The sequence below is a fragment of the Globicatella sp. PHS-GS-PNBC-21-1553 genome (assembly GCF_033564055.1).
Classification (GTDB): Bacteria; Bacillota; Bacilli; order Lactobacillales; family Aerococcaceae; genus Globicatella; species Globicatella sulfidifaciens.
On sequence record NZ_CP085470.1, the window covers coordinates 460,963 to 478,126 of the forward strand.

Below are 17,164 nucleotides of genomic sequence, written 5' to 3' on the forward strand. Positions count from 1 at the left end.
ATTTCTTTAACCAAAAATTTCAAATATTATCCGTTTTAATTATTTTTAAAAAGAGTTGTAGATTCAATTAGATAGGATAAGTCCTTTCCTTTAATGACTAAATACAAACAATATGCACATAAATACAATAAGAATGATTCAATTCCTCCAATAAACCAGCCAGATAAGACAAATATTATTGTAAGAATTGTTTCTAACAAAATATCCTTCATAACTTTAATAACTAATATCTTTGATAGAATATATTCTGCAAAAAAACATCTAACTGCTAACAAGAATACAATGCTTAAAACTGTTAATTCCAAATTTTTGAAATAAACAGTAAAAATAAATGTAGAAATTACACTTATCAATAAAGTAAAAATATTAACTTTAAAAATAGTTTTTTCCATTCTTAGAGCCTTCATATAAGTGTTTACAAGTAATGCCATTTTCCCTTCAAATATTGCCATTGGAAAAACTAAAACCATAAACGATAAACTTTCACTATAATTTGGTAGCCAACGAGCTAAAATATAAATTATTGGGTAGTATAAAATAAGCATAAGCAATAGTATCATCATCAATACATTTCGTAAGTTTGAATATAAGATTGGTAAAGAATCCTCTTTTGCTTTTTTTAATACAGGAAAAATAACAACCCCTACAGCATTAACAAAAAGCATAAGTAAATTTGAAATACTTAATGTCAAAGATACTTTCCCAAAAACCTCAATACTCCACTGTTTCTCAATACCAAATCGGACTACTCCAATTATTAACATACTCGCGATATTAGACAGCATTAAATTTATTCCTACAGAAATATTAACAATAACTTCTGATAAATTTGTTTTACTTAGCTTAAAATCACCTTTAATAAAGTCTCTGCAAACCCAGTAAGAATATAATACTGCTGATATTTTTGCAATAATATCTGAAATGATCATTGACTTATAATTTTTAGTTCCAAAAGATAATAATATTACCATTAAGATCACATAAATAATTCGATCTATAATTACAATTAGAGAACTTTTTTTATTTCGTTTGTCGCTTGTAATAGAAGAACAAAAAATACTCTTATATTAAGCAAAATAATATTACAACTTGCCATATAATAAATAAAACTTTTATCTGTATCAAAATTATTTAAATTCACAAAAAGAAGCACAAATCCAGTTACAATAAACAGATATATATTATAAAGTATAATTTGCTTAAAAAAATAATCTTTATCTAAATTTTCATATTCGACCCCACCATATCTCAAATATATACCATCTGGCCAGCCAAGATGAAAGAAACCAGCATAACTAATATAAAAAGCATATAATTGCCAATATCCATACTCTCTTACCCCAATTACCTTCGGGATGATTAAAATTGCTAAGGATGAAATCAATAAATTCGTCAAATTAGATATTATTACAAAAGAAAAATTTGTAAGTAACTCTTTAAAATTCATTTTCACCTAATTCCTCCTTCATTCTCTTCAAAGCTTCTTGCCATGTTGGAATAAAGAAGTCAGTCGACTTAGCTTTTTCAAGACTCATTACTGAATATTTAGGTCTAGATGCTTTTTGTATAAATTGCTCCGATGTCACTGGTTCAATTTGAAGGTCTTTATCTTTTAAAATCTCACAAGCAAAATCATACCAAGTACACGCACCATCATTCGATAAATGGTAAACTCCATATTCTGGTGTGTTCCTATATAAATGCAACAAGAATTCTGCTAATGTTCTTGTCCAGGTTGGTCTCCCTGTTTGATCATTAACTATAGATAATTTATCACATTGTTCTGCTAATTTTAACATAGTATAAACAAAATTGTGCCCGTATTTGCCAAATACCCATGACGTTCTTACAATATAAAAATTATCTAAATTATCTCTAATTGCCTGTTCACCTTTATACTTAGTTTCTCCATATACACTGATAGGATTCACAGAATGCTCCTCAGATAATTCACCTACAAATTTCCCATCAAAAACATAATCTGTGCTAATATAAATTACCGTTGCTCCAATTTTACTAGCAGCTTTCGCAATGTTTTGCGTACCCTCTACGTTCACTTGGAAACAGGCTTCTTTACCTTCATCCTCCGCTTTGTCTACTGCCGTATATGCTGCACAATGCATAATAAAATTTGGCTTATGCTTAGTTAAAAATTTTTCAACTGCTTCTTTATCAGTAATATCTAATTCATTAGAATCAGTAGCTAAATATGGAATTTTTCTTTCGTCTAATAATAATCTTAATTCTGTTCCAAGTTGTCCATAACCACCCGTTACTAATATCATAATTTACTCTCCAAACTATATAATCTATTGGCCGCTTTTAGAATATTTTAATTCAACAGCTTCTTTATCCTTCTTCCACCATTTTTCGTTATTCTTATACCATTGTATAGTATCTTTCAAACCTTCTTCAAAATTGGTAAACTCAGGTTCCCAACCTAACTCTTCTTTTAATCGTGTAGAGTCGATTGCATATCTTAAATCATGTCCCGGTCTATCAATAACATGTTCGTAATCCGATGGCGATTTACCCATTAATTTTAGAATTAACTCGATGACCTCTTTGTTATTTTTTTCTCCGTCAGAACCAATTAAATATGTTTCACCAATTTTACCTTTAGTTAAAATTGTCCAAACAGCAGAAGAATGATCATTAGTATGAATCCAATCACGTACATTTTTCCCATCTCCATAAAGTTTTGGTTTTATTCCAGATAAAATGTTTGTTATTTGTCTAGGAATAAATTTTTCTATATGTTGATATGGTCCATAATTATTGGAACAATTAGATAGTGTTGCTTTTAAACCAAATGATCTTACCCAGGCTTTAACTAATAAGTCAGAACCTGCTTTGGTTGAAGAATAAGGACTGGAAGGATTGTAAGGTGTCTCATGAGTGAACTTTTCTCCTTTTCCTTCTCCTTTACCAGGTAAATCTTCTCTTAAAGGTAAGTCACCATAGACTTCATCTGTTGAGACATGATGAAACCTTACATTATATTTTCTACATGCTTCTAACAGAACATAGGTACCAATTAAATTAGTTTGTATAAAAGGCGATGGATCAATTAAAGAATTGTCATTGTGTGACTCAGCAGCATAATGTACAACGGCATCTGCTTCACTTACTAATTTATCCACTAAATTTGAGTCTGAAATATCTCCTACAACTAATCTAAATCTATCGTCAGGTAAACCAATTAAATTTTCTTCATTCCCAGCATAAGTTAATTTATCTAAGACTGTAACAAAAACGTCCGGTTGAGTATTTATTACATAATGAACAAAATTCGAACCGATAAATCCAGCTCCACCTGTTACAATGATATTCTTCATAACTTTCCTCCTATATTTTTCCATATTCAAAATCATTCAAAGATGAATATTCTTCTAATGTTGGATGATTTTTATCTTTTTCAGAAAGAATAGCCTTATTAATATCAATAGGCCAAGATATCGCTAATTTAGGATCATCAAAAGCGATTCCAGCATCAGCATCTGCATTATAATAGTTATCACATTTATAAAGAAAATTTACATTAGGAGTCAAAGTAACAAAGCCATGTGCAAATCCTCTTGGAACTAAAAGTTGTCTTTGATTATACTCACTTAAAATAAAGCCTTCCCACTTACCAAAGGTTGGACTATTCTTTCTAATATCAACGATTACATCCCAAACTACCCCTGAAACAACTCTAATTAATTTAGTTTGAGCATTATCTCCTTTTTGAAAATGAAGACCTCTTAAAACTCCTGGTTCAACTGATAAAGAATGGTTATCTTGAATAAAATTATAGTTTAAACCTAACTTTTCAAAATCTTTTTTTGAAAAGCTTTCTGTAAAGAATCCTCTATGATCTCCAAAAATTGTAGTTTCAATAATTTTTGCATCAACTAAACTCGTTTCTTTAATTATCAACTTTTTCACCTGCTAATCGTAGTAAATATTGACCGTACTCATTCTTCTTCAATGGTTGTGCTAGCTTAACTAATTGCTCTTTAGATATATAGCCCATTCTAAAAGCTATTTCTTCTAAACAAGCTACTTTTAAATTTTGTCGTTTTTCGATAGTTTCTATAAATGTACCTGCCTCAAGTAATGACTCATGAGTCCCTGTATCAAGCCAGGCGAACCCACGTCCTAATAATTCGACATTTAATGTTCCTTTTTCTAAATATGCTTTATTTACGTCAGTAATTTCCAATTCTCCCCTAGCTGAAGGTTTTAATTTTTTTGCGATTTCAACTACTTCATTATCGTAGAAATATAGGCCAGTAACTGCATAGTTTGATTTTGGAGCATTTGGCTTTTCTTCTATAGAAACAACCTTCATATTATCATCAAACTCAACGACACCAAATCTTTCGGGATCATTAACATGATAACCGAAAATCGTAGCTCCTTTTTTAGTTTGAGCTGCTCTTTGTAACATCTTTGATAGTCCGCCACCGTAGTAAATGTTATCGCCTAATATTAAACAAACGGAATCATCGCCTATGAACTCTTCACCTAAAATAAACGCTTGCGCTAATCCATCAGGACTTTCTTGGACTTTGTATTTAATATTTATTCCTAATTCATATCCATCACCAAAAAGTTGTTCAAATCTTGGTGTGTCAGTCGGTGTAGAAATAATTAGAATGTCCTTTATCCCAGCTAACATTAGAATAGACATTGGATAATAAATCATTGGTTTATCATAAACAGGCATTAGTTGCTTAGAAACTGCTTTTGTTAATGGATAAAGTCTTGTACCACTTCCACCTGCTAGAATTATACCCTTCATATTAATACCTCGTTTCATTAATTAAAAAAATAATTATTATTTATTATTGAATCATAAACTCCCTCGAAATTTAAATAGTAGATATTAAAATAAAAATATAAAAATACCAAGGAAAAGAGCAGAATTGTAGAAAACATATTTTTTTTATTCAATGAGTATATATAGGGTTTTGACCCTATACAATATGATAAATAAGAATAAATAAGAGTATTTCTAGATAATCTTGTGAAATTAATATTCATTAAAAATAAAGGAATTAAAAGTACCATTATTATTGATAATTTATACGAAAACTCTGATAAAATAATTTGTTTACTTCCAATAGGGTATCTAGAGGTAACTCTTTCAAAAAATATTTTTGAAAAAATAATTTGACTAAAAACAGTAAATAAAATAAAAGAAGCATTTTCTATAGTAACATTATTCTGAATAATATAAGAATAATATACTGTGTTGTTTAAAAATTTACTCATTATGTAGTAGACAATAGGATATGAGAAAAATCCAATTCCTAAAATAACTGGAAAGTTTTTTTCTAACTTATTCACAGGTATCATTAATAAAAATGGAATAAAAATATAAAAAATTTCAGAATAATGTATGGTTGTCGCTATAATAACAAAAAATAAACTCCATAAGTATTTTGATTTTTTTTCACTTATGTAAAAATTTAAGCCAAAAAATAGAATACACATTGATAAAAAATTTCTAACCTGAACAATGTCTAGAAATAATGGATATATGGAATATAAGACAAAAAATGGTAATATATTGTTAGTAAATTTTTTCACTGTATAAAACATCAACGCTAAACCAAATATGCAAATTATTGAAATAACTTGCTGATATTCTAAATGAAAAAATGCTAGTAATCTATAAATTAGCATGAAACCTGGTTCAAATCTATTATATAGGCTTGAACCATTTCCATAGATAGTGATTGAATTATAAACTAGCTTATAAAAATTATAATCTGCATTATAAGTATTTCCAGCAAAATAAACGTAAATAATTATCATTAAAATAAACGTTAGTATTATTCTAAATGGGTATAATTTCATTTCAATCTCCTCAAAATCTATTAAAAATAATATCTAGAAAAAAACTAAAATTCTGAAAAATGGTTCCTTGCCATATTTCTCCTATTTTTAATAATTTAATTAGTTTTTTATAAAAAACTTCTTCACTTACTATTAGCTCTAATAGATCCAATTTTTCTTGACTGATTTCATTTCCGTATTCATCTAGTAAATTTTTGGCCATCCTTCTTCTGAGATTATTGTTTCCTCGAAGTATGAACGCTAGTTTAGATTTTATTTTTGTGAAAATAGAAGTGTTCATCCCTAAAACATTATTTTCATGTTGTCGATACAGTAAAAAACTTCTTTCATCTACAAATATTTCGGCTTCTATTGCCTGCGCAACTTGATGTATCCACATATCATGCATCATCATAACGTCAAATTTATGATTATTAATATAATGAACAAAATTATTATTCATTATAATTGTCGCTCCTTGAACATTGTTTCTTATCAGGGATTCTGAAAATGAAAATACTCTAGTCACAATATTTTCTCCAATAGAATTTAAGTTATTATCAATCAATGTTGATGAAGAAAAATATAAAATATTAGCATTACTTTTTTTAGAATTTTCTTCTATAAATTTTATTCCCTCATAAATTTTATCTGGTAACCAAATATCATCCTGGTCAGCAAATAAAAAGTATTCATAAATTTCGTTATATGAATTTGATAAAGCAGTCATAAAACTCTTTGCAGGTTTTAAGTTTTCTCCTTTTTCTAAAAATATAACAGATTTTGGATATAATTTATTGAATTTCGATATAATATTATTATATTCAGAATTTGATCCATCATCTCTTATATATAAATCTACCTCCACATATTTTTGACTTAGGATGCTATTAATTTGCTCTTCAATATATTTTTCGCCTTTATATGCAGATAAAATAACTAAAACTTTTTTCATAATTTCACCCAATTATCTCCTTATATAAACACTCAATTGAATCTAACATAATATTAATATCAAATTTTGATTTTTCCAAATTAGATTGAATCCTTCCAAAATTTATCAAACAAATTAATTTTTTTTCAACTTCTATAAAATTCTCTTTTAGGTCAAAGTTCATTACATTTTCGTTTACAATGATTGAAGTATCAATTTTATTTGAAATTAAGCATGGAATTCCTACAGCTTGTGCTTCGATTAAAACAAGTGGCAGTCCTTCATGGAATGATGGAAAGATAAAACAATCAAATTCATTATAAATTTCGTTAATATTTTTTTTAAACCGTGGAAAAATACTTTATCATAAATATTATATGAAATTGCCATTTCTTTTACTTCTTTTTCCATTGGACCTTCGCCATAAAAATGTAACTCAGCATTATAATTATTTTCGACTAAAAAATTAAAAAATCTTACTAAAAAAGAATGGTTTTTTACTGCTAAAAATTTACCTACATGACCAATTATTATTTTGTTAGTCTGTTTTTTTCAGGAATGTGCTTATATTTTCTTAAATCAATTCCATTATATATTATATTATAATGCTTATTATAGAACATCCATTTTCCAGCCTCTTTAGAGCATGCAATATTGTAAGTACGAAATAAATTAAAAACTATTATCCTTAAAATCTTGTGTATTATGGCACCATAAAAAGAAGAAGATTTAGATCCATGACTATGAACTATAACCGGCACCTTAAAAATTGCAGCAAATATTAATGGTAAAAAATAATTTATCGTTCCAGCATGAATATGAACTAATGATATTTCTTTAAAATTCATTTTGAAATATTTATATAAGAATATACAATGTTTAATAATATTTCCCCTTAGTTCTGGGGAATCTATTACCGAAATATTTTTCTTTTTTAATTCGGATTCATATATGTTATCATTATTTTTTGTAATTATCTCAAAATTATATTTACTTGATAAATTTGTGGTAATATTTACTACTACTTTTTCTGCACCACCGGAACCTAAACTATTTATGAAATGTACGATTTTCATATTGACCTCCATACGTAGTTTTTAATAATATTTTTCTAGTTCAAGTAAAATATTATCGATTTTATATTTTTCTATCAATTCTATCGATTTTTGTGAATATTCCAAAAGATTTTCATCATTAATAATATCACTAATTAACTGAGTTAAATAATTAGCTTGTGAATTTAAATCAAACAAATATCCATTAATTCTATCCTGCACCAAATCATTATTTCCTCTTACATTTGATGCTAAAATTGGAAGGCCAACAGCCATAGCCTCCATAATATTTACTGGAAGCCCTTCTTGTTTAGAGATCGAAAATCCAAAATCAGAAATTCCAAACCAATCAGGGATATTTTCTTTTCTTCCAAGTAGAAAGACATTATTATTTAAACCATAATCATTAATTTTGTTTGATAATTCATTTTTGTTTTTTCCATCTCCAATCAAGAAAAATTTAATATTATTTGGTATCCCATCTTTTAACGATTCCAATAGATACATTTGATTTTTTCTATTTGAAAGTTCACCAACATAAGTAAATATAATATCATCCAATTTTACATTTAACTTGTTTTCATTAAACATATCATTTCTTTTCTTTTTCTTTAATTCGTTAGAAATTGGTACAAATTTACTCAGATTAACTCCTACGCCATTTGTATTGTAAACTTTATTATTTCTATTCTGAAAATATTTTGTTGCTACTTTATAATCTTCCCTATTCATTGTAAACGTAATATCTGTAACATAAGATAACAAATATTCAGCAACAAAATATGTCATCCAATTTTTTATTGGTGAACCTTTGAAAAAATGGAAACCATGTGCTGTATAATATACTCTACAATTCAAGAAAACTGTAGCTAGACGAGTAAAAAAAGATGCTACTGGTGTGTGTACATGTACAATATCGTAATTATTTTCTTTAATAATCTTTCGCATTTGAAATAGCGATATAAGATTAGTTCTTGAGATTGGTTTTCTAGAAAATTTCACATCGTATACGTTATCTACAACTTTATTGATTTCATTACTAATAGGGATACTATTACTATTACCGGCTAAATCAACTTTATAGCCCTTTTCTTTTAACATATTCATATGTGGCAATAAAAATGCTTTAGCTGTTGGTAAAATAGTTACAACATATAAAACCCTTTTCAATCCATATCACCTTCCTTTTTGGTTATTATCTATTTATTTACATCCTCTATTATGCTTCCTTCATGTTGACTTAAATTATCATGATACTGAAATTCATTTACTTCTTTTTTAAAAAGTACTGAAAACGTTTTTAAAAAGATTCTTAAATCCAATAGAAATGAGATATGTTCCACATATTCAATATCAAAGTTTATTTTTTGCTCCCAGGTTAATTGATTTCTACCATTAACCTGTGCTAAACCGGTTAAACCTGGTCTCACATCTAATCTTTTAAATTGTCTGTCGTTATATCGTTTTACTTGGTATTCTAAAGTAGGTCTTGGACCAATTAGAGACATCTCACCTTTCAAAATATTAAATAATTGTGGCAATTCATCTAAGCTGGTATTTCTAAGGAATTTTCCTACCCTAGTAACCCTTTCGTTATTTGGTATTTCTTTACCATTAGGAAGAAAACTCTCTTCATATGTTAACATTGAACGGAATTTATGAACTGTAAACATTTGTTGTTTTTTTCCAATTCTTGTTTGTGAAAAAAACACTGGTCCTTTACTATCAATCTTAATTACAATTGAGATTATCAAAAACAGTGGTAGTAATACAACAATTGAAATCAAACTTAATACTATATCTATAAACCTTTTTATAAAATTTTTATACATTTTTTTCACCATTTTTTATATGTTTTTCTATAAAATCTTCTCTTATCTTTTTTAATTCGTTAAAATTACTATCTACTAGCGGATTATTATATAGTGAGTTTTGATAATCAATAATCTCTTGAAAATTCTCTGTAACATATTCAATTGCATCAATATAGTCGTTAAATACTATTTTTTCTAAATCAACCACCATACCCTTGAAAACTTGATTTAACAAACCAATATTCTTGTTATAGTAATATCTTTTATCCTCCATAACTGTCCTTAAATGACTAATAATGGGTGTTTTTAAGATTGTACTAAATACTAATGCATGATATCTTGAGGAAATAACTAATTCTGCATTTTTTATTATTTCTACTGCATCCTCTAAAGGTAAATACCCTTTTTTGGAAATATCCATCCATATTAAATCAGATATATTATTTTTTAGAAACTTTCCTTGATCATTCCCACCATGTTGTAAATGAAGTGGTAAAAATACAACTTTAGTATTATGTTTTTCTGACAAAGTTGATACCAAATTATTAAAGCTAACAATATTATTTTCAATGTAGTCTAAACTTAAATAAGTTTCTATCACAATATATTTAGCATTAATATCCAACTTATTTTTTGCTGTCATATTTTTAATTTTTTCATTTAAAACTAGTAAATCATCTGGAATAAATGTTAATTCCTTTTTTACCCCTAGCTGATTAAACCACATTGGTGAATATAATTGGTCTCTAACTCCGTACGTACTATTCTTTAACGAACTAAAAAAAGTAGCAAAAAACTCAAAATCATCTCCGAAAGGACCATAACTATTACCAGTAAAGACTATTTTTTTATTTAGAAAATCTGCAATCAAAATTGGGGCAATAATTTTAATTAATCTTTCAAACCTATGTGGCATACTCCACAAACTATTAAAATATCCACCTCCATTTACTATTAAAGTTTCAACATCTGAAAAAGAATCTATTATTTCAGTTTTGTTTTTTACATTTTCAATGATTTGAAGAGGCGTATAAGGAAATACTGTTAAAGGCTCCGTATTATTCAACACAACATCAATGACTTGAATATTTATTTCTTTGAAATAGTCTTTGTTTAAAGTATTTAAAAATGTATCATCGTACGAGTATATAATATAATCTTGATAATTGAAATCATATAAATTATTTACTAACATACCGTAATCACCAAAATTCACATCCGCGAACGGTCCTGTTATTGCAAGTTTTTTCAATATTGCCACTCCTTCAATGTAAGTAATTTTTTAATCTCTTCTAATGAATTAATTCGAATATCTTCTTGAATATCATCTAAGTAAGGTCTGTCTAAATAAATTCCGTCATGTCTTATTATTCTGATTGTTTTAATGGGATACTTTTTTTGATAAAAAAATCTTTTTGCGGGTTATCACCGACATAAACCATCTCGTTATAATTAACTCCAAAATGTGCCTTCATTATTTCAAAAGATTTTGGATGTGGTTTCCAATACGCTCTTCCTAATTCATCGGTCACAATAATTTTATCAAAATATTTTTCTAAATTTAACACTTCAATTTTTTTCGTCTGAGTTTCTTTATAGCCATCGGTTATTAATCCTATTTTTTTCTAGATTTTAATAAATAACTTAAAATTCCCTTACTATCTTCTAACAATTCAATTTTCGGGGAGTGATTTCTATAAGTATCTATCAATTCATTAATAATATTTTCATTATATTTTATGTTAAAATACTCAAGAACTTCATTAAAAACCTTTTTTGAACCTTTATTATAGTAATCTATCATTATTCTATACACTTCATTATGGTCAATGAGAAATTTTTTAGATAGTAAATTAGAAACTTCATAGTATCCACTAAGTATATATTGTTCTTCAGAAATCAACGTATCATCTAAATCAAATAAAACTACTTTAATCAAAACTTACTAACTCCATTTTCTGATTTAATGCTATTGATGAGTCAAATCTCATAAATAGAAGTTTGTCTGTATAGTCCTCGTTATATTCTAATTTTTCACCATTTAGTAATCTAAATAGGTTTTCAAATGAATTTGCTCCAGCTTCAATACTCATTGGAGCACCTCCACCGAATCTAGGATTAATTTCTATAAATTCTATTCCTTTTTTCGTTTTCATTAATTGTACCGTAATATGTCCAATTGGTTTTAGACAGTTCATTAATCTTTTTACTTCATCGATAATTTCAACATCTTTAACGATTCTACCTTTGGAAATTTCACCACTTCTTGTAGCTAGCCTTAATCTTGGAACAATTGTAATTATATTACCACTGAAATCTAAAAAAACGTCTACAGTATATTCGTCCCCTTCTATAAATTCTTGAACAATAGGATCGGGCACTATATTTAAATAGGTATCTAACTCTTCTAAATTATTTATTTTAAATATATTTTTACTGGAACTTCCATTCTTTGGTTTGATAAACAATGGAAATTCTGCATAACTTAATTCTTCTTTAGAGTACATTTTGGGAATTAAAAAACCATGTCGTTCTAAAAAGTCTTGCGTTTTGATCTTATCATTACATATTTTTATTATACTTATGTCAGAGACTAATAATTTCGCCTTTGTTTCACTTTCAATTTTCCTTATATTTTCAGATAAAATCTCTAATTCCGTGTCAATTGTTGGTATAATCAATTTTACATCTAATCGATTACATAGGGAAATGATTTCTGGTATGTATTCTTTGTCTTTTATAAAAGGCAATTGAAAAAAATCATCGGCAAAATATAGTGCTGGTGCATCAAGACGTGCATCTGCAGCAAAAACCTTCGAATTTATTTTATGTTTTTTAATTGTGGATTTTAATAGTTTTATTAACTCCACTCTTCTTCCAGCACTCAATATAAGGACATTTTGCATTATATTTTCTCCTCCATGATATCTCTTATAACTTTTATTACTTTTTTTACATGTTCTTCAGTCATCTTTGAATCACTTGGTAAACAAATACCTTTATTAAATAGTTCCTCAGCGATACCTTTACCAACGAAATCATAATCTTTAAAAACTGGTTGCATATGCATTGGTTTCCAAACAGGTCTCGATTCAATATTTTCTCTTTCTAATGCATCAATTACCATATTTGGTGTAATTGTATCCGAATTAATTATCATTGCACTCAACCAATAGTTAGCGTGCTCTCCTTTTTGTTCAGAAATAAATGAAATTTCATCAATATCTTTTAATCCTTCTTGATATGCATGGAAGATTTCTCGTTTTTTCTCGACGCGATCCGCTAAAACTTTTAATTGACCGCGCCCGATACCAGCTAAAACATTACTTAGACGATAATTGTAACCAATCTCTTTGTGTTCGTAGTGTCTATATGGTTCACGTGATTGAGTAGACCAAAAACGTGCTTTATCTATTTTCGCTTTATCTGGAGAAATTAGCATACCACCACCCGAAGTAGTAATAATTTTATTACCATTGAAAGAAAATATTCCTAAATCTCCAAAAGTACCTGTCCATTGACCATCCACAGTTGAACCTAAACTTTCAGCTGCATCTTCAATTAATGGAGTATTATATTTATCACAAATCGCTCTTATTTTCTTAATTTCAGCTGGAAGTCCATATAAGTGAACGACAATCACTGCCTTTGGCTTATATTTGGTAAAAGCTTCTTCTAAGGCTTCTGGATCCATATTCCAAGTTCCAGGTGCTGAATCAATAAATACTGGTGTAGCATTTTCATATAACACTGGATTAACTGTAGCAGAGAATGTTAATGATTGACAAAATACTATATCATCTCGCTTTATATTTAAACTCTTTACAGCTAAATGAATCGCAGCAGTACCAGATGACAATGCTAAAGCATGTCCCCCATTCGTCATTTCAATTAATTCTTCTTCAAATCCATTCACATTAGCTCCTAATGGAGCAATCCAATTAGTATCGAAGGCTTCTTTAATAAATTTTTGTTCGTAACCTTCGTCACTCATATGGGGTGATGATAAAAAAATTCTTTCATTCATTTTAGTTCTCTCCTTCATGTGAATTCGCAAAGTTGACAATTGTCTCTTTTAACTTTTGTGGATCATCTTTTTGTAATTCCTTAATAAATGCTTCTATCTCAGATAAAGGTCTTCTAGCTACATTACCGACAAAGATTTTACCTTCGATTTGTCGATCGCCTTTTTCGCCATCCAGTAAAATCTCTTCATATAGTTTTTCACCCGGTCTGATGCCTGATTCAACAATTTCAATTTCACTTTCCGAATAGCCACTTAATAAGATTAATTTCTTAGCAAGATCGACTATTTTAACTGGCTCACCCATATCTAATACAAAGACTTCGCCACTTTTGGCAAAGGCACCGGCGTGGATAACTAATTTACTTGCTTCTGGGATGGTCATAAAGTAACGTGTCATTCTAAAGTCGGTAACGGTAACCGGTCCACCTTCTGCAATTTGTTTAGTGAACACGGGAATCACACTTCCACGACTACCTAATACATTACCAAAACGTACCGCACAGAAGATTGAATCGCTTTGTTGAGCAATCCCAGTAATAATTAATTCCGCAACACGTTTTGAAGCCCCCATCACATTCGGTGGATTGACCGCTTTATCGGTTGAAATCATCACCATCTTCTTCACACCAGTCTCATGAACTGCGGTCGCTACATTATAAGTCCCTAAAATATTATTCTTATAAGATTCAATTGGATTCATCTCCATTAATGGAACATGCTTATGGGCCGCTGCATGGTAGACGATATCTGGTTGTTCATCACGCATAATCTGTAATAATCGTTCTTTATCTTGAATATCCGCAATCACCGGTACATATTGAATCATCTTTTGTTGTTTTAACATCTCATGATAAATTAAGTAAATGGAGTTTTCACCATGACCTAATAATAGGATTCTACGAGGATTAAATCTTGAAACTTGACGGACAATCTCCGATCCAATCGAACCACCGGCACCGGTTACCAAAATTGTTTTATTTTCTAATTCCTTCCGTAATAAAGTCTCATCTAATCTTACTTCTTCACGACCTAATAAATCGGTAATCTCCACTTTAGGTAAATTTTGATTAGGTCGAATTACCCCTTGAATAATATCTTCAACTTTCGGCATCTTATAAACTTTTAATCCTAGACGATTACACTCGGTTAAAATCTCTTCATAGGCTTTAGAACTCAGTGAAGGAATCGCAATGATCACTTCTTCTGCCCCTTGTGCTTTTAGTTCAGGCAATTTATCTAAATTCCCTAATACCGTTACGCCTCCGATAGCTTGTCCATGTTTCGATTTATCCGAATCTAATACCGCCAAGACTTCGATATTACCTGGGTTCCTTCTGTAGGAATCCAGAAAGTAGGAACCACCATCACCTGCTCCCATGACAATAACCTTTCGTGTTTTAGGTTTTGACATTATTTCAGTCTTATTCTGACCTAAATATAATTGTTGCCATAGGACTCTGGTGGCTAAAGTAAGCACCGCTGCAATAATCATCGATAATAAAGTGAATCGGATGGAAAACCATTGAAAACTAACAACAATCACAATACTCGTTAATAATTGAGCCACACACGTTAATAAAAAGATACTCAATAAATCATTAATATTTAAATAACGGTTGATTTGACCCAATATTTTCGTTTGATGCCCAATAATGGCAAATAACAAAAAGCTCAAGATAGTATAAGAGATTAATAATAAATTGCTAGGTTTAATAATGTTCCATAAAATAATGATGGAAACGATTGTGCCTAAAATAAAGGCCAATAAGTCTCCCAACATCCAAATGGCTAATCGTTGATTTCTTGATAGTCTCCCCACTATAGTTATCAATAGATTATCATGATTGCGTTTTTCTTCCACTTTCTCATCTCCCAAATTATATAACATTATTGCTCATTCAGCTCATTTTGTATGGCGTATTTTATATCTTCTAATACTTCCGCATCTGGTACTTCATAATAAATATTCTCAATCATTTGTGGATAACCACTGATTTGATAAGTCGTCACCTTATCAACAGAATCATTAAACTCTTTATACAATCCCATCAATGTTATCAAATCAAAATCTGTTTTAATATTCTCATTCAATGAATAGAAAATGTTTTTTAAATTAAAAATATTCTTACTGTTGCTTATTTGATGAATGACAGCTGTTACCAATTGTCTTTGTCTTTCTTGACGTCCGTAATCGCCACCGGAAGTATAGCGTTCTCGAACATAAGCTAAGGCCATCTCACCATCTAAGGTAATCGCTTGTCCTTCAATAAAATCATAACCACTAATACTAAAGGTGGTCGGTGGAATGACTTCTACGCCATCTACTTGATTAATTATATCAGACAACCCCGCCATATTGGCTACAATATGATGATCAATCGAAATGTCTAAAAATTGTTCAACGGTTGCACGTGACATTTCAATCCCACCAAAGGCATAGGCATGGTTGATTTTATCCATTATGCCTTGACCCACTATTTCAACATAGGTATCGCGGGGGATACTGGTTAAGGTAATATGGTTAGTATTGGGATTTAGAGTCATGACCATCATCACATCACTACGTCCTACCTCAGTACGACCTAAAGAGCCGCTGTCGATGCCTAATAATAGCACGGACATCGGCTCTTGAGTTTCGGTCGCATATACGGTCTGATTGTTTAAAGAAACAATACAAATTAATACAACAAATAGATTAATCAATCGTTTGTTCATCTAATCACTTCATTTCTGATCTTTTAAAATAAGCCAAAGCGCTTTTTCTTTTTCGGGCGCATCGTTACAATATCATCACCATTAAAAACAGCAGCCGCATTATGTTTGAAATATTCAACTAATCGTGGGTCATAATCAAGTTCTACTTGCTCATAAGCTTTCTGCATATTGAATGGGCGATATTCTAAATGATGGGCATCTGACGAGATAATATGGATTAAATTATGTTCTATCATCTCTTGACTGATTTTGCGTAACTTTTCTCCATAAAAGCCAATATACGAATGACTGGTTACTTGCGATAAGCAGCCGGCTTCAATAAATTGATATAATAAGCGAATATCTTTCGCAAAGGCATGATTACGTTCTGGATGCGCAATAACGGGCACCATACCTTGTTGGATCATCTCTTTGAGTAAATCTAAGGCATACTCAGGAACACTCTTAGTGGGCATTTCAATTAAATAATATTTGCCACGCGCATCCAATGATAAATAGTCATCCTTATATAAGATATTATCTAATAAATCATGATGAATACGGATTTCTTGGGAAGGATAGACTTTCAGATTAATGCCTGCTCGATCATAGATTCTTTGTAACTCCTCAGTGGCTTTTATGACATCGAATTTATGATTAACATATTGGTTATTATAATGATGAGGTGTCAAGATTAAATGCTCGACACCTTCACTCACCGCAACTTGTGCTAATTCAATTGAATTTTCAATATCTTTGGCGCCATCATCTACTCCGGGGAGAAGATGACTATGAATATCTACTAACATGT

17 protein-coding genes and 2 pseudogenes are annotated in these 17,164 nt (G+C 29.6%); all 19 read right to left on the reverse strand.

Annotated features, from left to right (window positions below):
* Window positions 1-35 precede the first annotated feature (35 nt).
* Window positions 36-1,453: pseudogene (locus LB888_RS02145) on the reverse strand (lipopolysaccharide biosynthesis protein).
* Window positions 1,437-2,285 carry a dTDP-4-dehydrorhamnose reductase gene (gene rfbD / locus LB888_RS02155; RefSeq protein ID WP_318753426.1) on the reverse strand — a complete coding sequence of 283 codons (849 nt, stop codon included), beginning with the start codon at window positions 2,283-2,285 and terminating at the stop codon, window positions 1,437-1,439. Before rfbD ends, LB888_RS02145 begins: the two are co-directional and overlap by 17 nt.
* Before the next feature lie 24 nt (window positions 2,286-2,309).
* Window positions 2,310-3,338, reverse strand: coding sequence for a dTDP-glucose 4,6-dehydratase (gene rfbB / locus LB888_RS02160; protein WP_318753427.1), 1,029 nt, complete (start codon window positions 3,336-3,338; stop codon window positions 2,310-2,312).
* 10 nt (window positions 3,339-3,348) lie between these two features.
* Window positions 3,349-3,921 (reverse strand): dTDP-4-dehydrorhamnose 3,5-epimerase, encoded by a 573-nt coding sequence (gene rfbC, locus LB888_RS02165; protein WP_318753428.1) that lies wholly within the window; start codon window positions 3,919-3,921, stop codon window positions 3,349-3,351.
* Complete coding sequence (gene rfbA, locus LB888_RS02170) at window positions 3,911-4,789, reverse strand: glucose-1-phosphate thymidylyltransferase RfbA (protein WP_318753429.1); 879 nt, start codon at window positions 4,787-4,789, stop codon at window positions 3,911-3,913. The genes rfbC and rfbA overlap by 11 nt, the downstream gene beginning before the upstream one ends.
* Before the next feature lie 17 nt (window positions 4,790-4,806).
* Window positions 4,807-5,850 (reverse strand): EpsG family protein, encoded by a 1,044-nt coding sequence (locus LB888_RS02175; RefSeq protein ID WP_318753430.1) that lies wholly within the window; start codon window positions 5,848-5,850, stop codon window positions 4,807-4,809.
* A gap of 10 nt (window positions 5,851-5,860) precedes the next feature.
* A complete protein-coding gene (locus tag LB888_RS02180) occupies window positions 5,861-6,784 on the reverse strand; it encodes a glycosyltransferase (RefSeq protein WP_318753431.1) in 924 nt (307 codons plus the stop codon).
* A 4-nt stretch (window positions 6,785-6,788) separates the two neighbouring features.
* Window positions 6,789-7,297 (reverse strand): annotated as a pseudogene (locus LB888_RS12135) (glycosyltransferase).
* Entirely contained in the window at window positions 7,294-7,839 is a 546-nt protein-coding gene (locus LB888_RS02190; RefSeq protein ID WP_318753432.1) for a glycosyltransferase, read from the reverse strand. Before LB888_RS02190 ends, LB888_RS12135 begins: the two are co-directional and overlap by 4 nt.
* A gap of 21 nt (window positions 7,840-7,860) precedes the next feature.
* A complete protein-coding gene (locus tag LB888_RS02195) occupies window positions 7,861-8,988 on the reverse strand; it encodes a glycosyltransferase family 4 protein (protein WP_318753433.1) in 1,128 nt (375 codons plus the stop codon).
* Window positions 8,989-9,017: 29 nt separating this feature from the next.
* Window positions 9,018-9,650 (reverse strand): sugar transferase, encoded by a 633-nt coding sequence (locus tag LB888_RS02200; protein WP_318753434.1) that lies wholly within the window; start codon window positions 9,648-9,650, stop codon window positions 9,018-9,020.
* Window positions 9,643-10,884 carry a polysaccharide pyruvyl transferase family protein gene (locus LB888_RS02205; RefSeq protein WP_318753435.1) on the reverse strand — a complete coding sequence of 414 codons (1,242 nt, stop codon included), beginning with the start codon at window positions 10,882-10,884 and terminating at the stop codon, window positions 9,643-9,645. Before LB888_RS02205 ends, LB888_RS02200 begins: the two co-directional genes overlap by 8 nt.
* Window positions 10,885-10,999: 115 nt before the next feature.
* Window positions 11,000-11,200: an HAD-IA family hydrolase gene (locus LB888_RS02210; RefSeq protein ID WP_318753436.1), complete on the reverse strand. Its 201-nt coding sequence runs from the start codon at window positions 11,198-11,200 to the stop codon at window positions 11,000-11,002.
* Between the two features lie 47 nt (window positions 11,201-11,247).
* A complete protein-coding gene (locus LB888_RS02215; RefSeq protein ID WP_318753437.1) occupies window positions 11,248-11,571 on the reverse strand; it encodes an HAD hydrolase-like protein in 324 nt (107 codons plus the stop codon).
* The gene (locus LB888_RS02220) at window positions 11,564-12,538 is read right to left on the reverse strand and encodes an ATP-grasp domain-containing protein (RefSeq protein ID WP_318753438.1); all 975 of its coding nucleotides are present in this window, start codon (window positions 12,536-12,538) and stop codon (window positions 11,564-11,566) included. The genes LB888_RS02215 and LB888_RS02220 overlap by 8 nt, the downstream gene beginning before the upstream one ends.
* The gene (locus LB888_RS02225; RefSeq protein ID WP_318753439.1) at window positions 12,538-13,659 is read right to left on the reverse strand and encodes a DegT/DnrJ/EryC1/StrS family aminotransferase; all 1,122 of its coding nucleotides are present in this window, start codon (window positions 13,657-13,659) and stop codon (window positions 12,538-12,540) included. The genes LB888_RS02220 and LB888_RS02225 overlap by 1 nt, the downstream gene beginning before the upstream one ends.
* 1 nt (window position 13,660) lies before the next feature.
* Window positions 13,661-15,439 carry a polysaccharide biosynthesis protein gene (locus LB888_RS02230; RefSeq protein ID WP_412928321.1) on the reverse strand — a complete coding sequence of 593 codons (1,779 nt, stop codon included), beginning with the start codon at window positions 15,437-15,439 and terminating at the stop codon, window positions 13,661-13,663.
* Between the two features lie 107 nt (window positions 15,440-15,546).
* A complete protein-coding gene (locus LB888_RS02235; protein WP_318753441.1) occupies window positions 15,547-16,374 on the reverse strand; it encodes an LCP family protein in 828 nt (275 codons plus the stop codon).
* 23 nt (window positions 16,375-16,397) lie between these two features.
* Window positions 16,398-17,162, reverse strand: a complete 765-nt coding sequence (locus tag LB888_RS02240; RefSeq protein WP_318753442.1) for a tyrosine-protein phosphatase — start codon at window positions 17,160-17,162, stop codon at window positions 16,398-16,400.
* Window positions 17,163-17,164 lie beyond the last annotated feature (2 nt).

Bases quoted from the DNA above. Each gene is read 5' to 3' on its own strand.
- rfbD (WP_318753426.1), bottom strand. From the start codon at position 2,285: ATGATATTAGTAACGGGTGGTTATGGACAACTTGGAACAGAATTAAGA.
- rfbB (WP_318753427.1), bottom strand. From the start codon at position 3,338: ATGAAGAATATCATTGTAACAGGTGGAGCTGGATTTATCGGTTCGAAT.
- rfbA (WP_318753429.1), bottom strand. From the start codon at position 4,789: ATGAAGGGTATAATTCTAGCAGGTGGAAGTGGTACAAGACTTTATCCA.
- LB888_RS02175 (WP_318753430.1), bottom strand. From the start codon at position 5,850: ATGAAATTATACCCATTTAGAATAATACTAACGTTTATTTTAATGATA.
- LB888_RS02180 (WP_318753431.1), bottom strand. From the start codon at position 6,784: ATGAAAAAAGTTTTAGTTATTTTATCTGCATATAAAGGCGAAAAATAT.
- LB888_RS02190 (WP_318753432.1), bottom strand. From the start codon at position 7,839: ATGAAAATCGTACATTTCATAAATAGTTTAGGTTCCGGTGGTGCAGAA.
- LB888_RS02200 (WP_318753434.1), bottom strand. From the start codon at position 9,650: ATGTATAAAAATTTTATAAAAAGGTTTATAGATATAGTATTAAGTTTG.
- LB888_RS02220 (WP_318753438.1), bottom strand. From the start codon at position 12,538: ATGCAAAATGTCCTTATATTGAGTGCTGGAAGAAGAGTGGAGTTAATA.
- LB888_RS02225 (WP_318753439.1), bottom strand. From the start codon at position 13,659: ATGAATGAAAGAATTTTTTTATCATCACCCCATATGAGTGACGAAGGT.
- LB888_RS02230 (WP_412928321.1), bottom strand. From the start codon at position 15,439: ATGTTGGGAGACTTATTGGCCTTTATTTTAGGCACAATCGTTTCCATC.
- LB888_RS02235 (WP_318753441.1), bottom strand. From the start codon at position 16,374: ATGAACAAACGATTGATTAATCTATTTGTTGTATTAATTTGTATTGTT.
- LB888_RS02240 (WP_318753442.1), bottom strand. From the start codon at position 17,162: ATGTTAGTAGATATTCATAGTCATCTTCTCCCCGGAGTAGATGATGGC.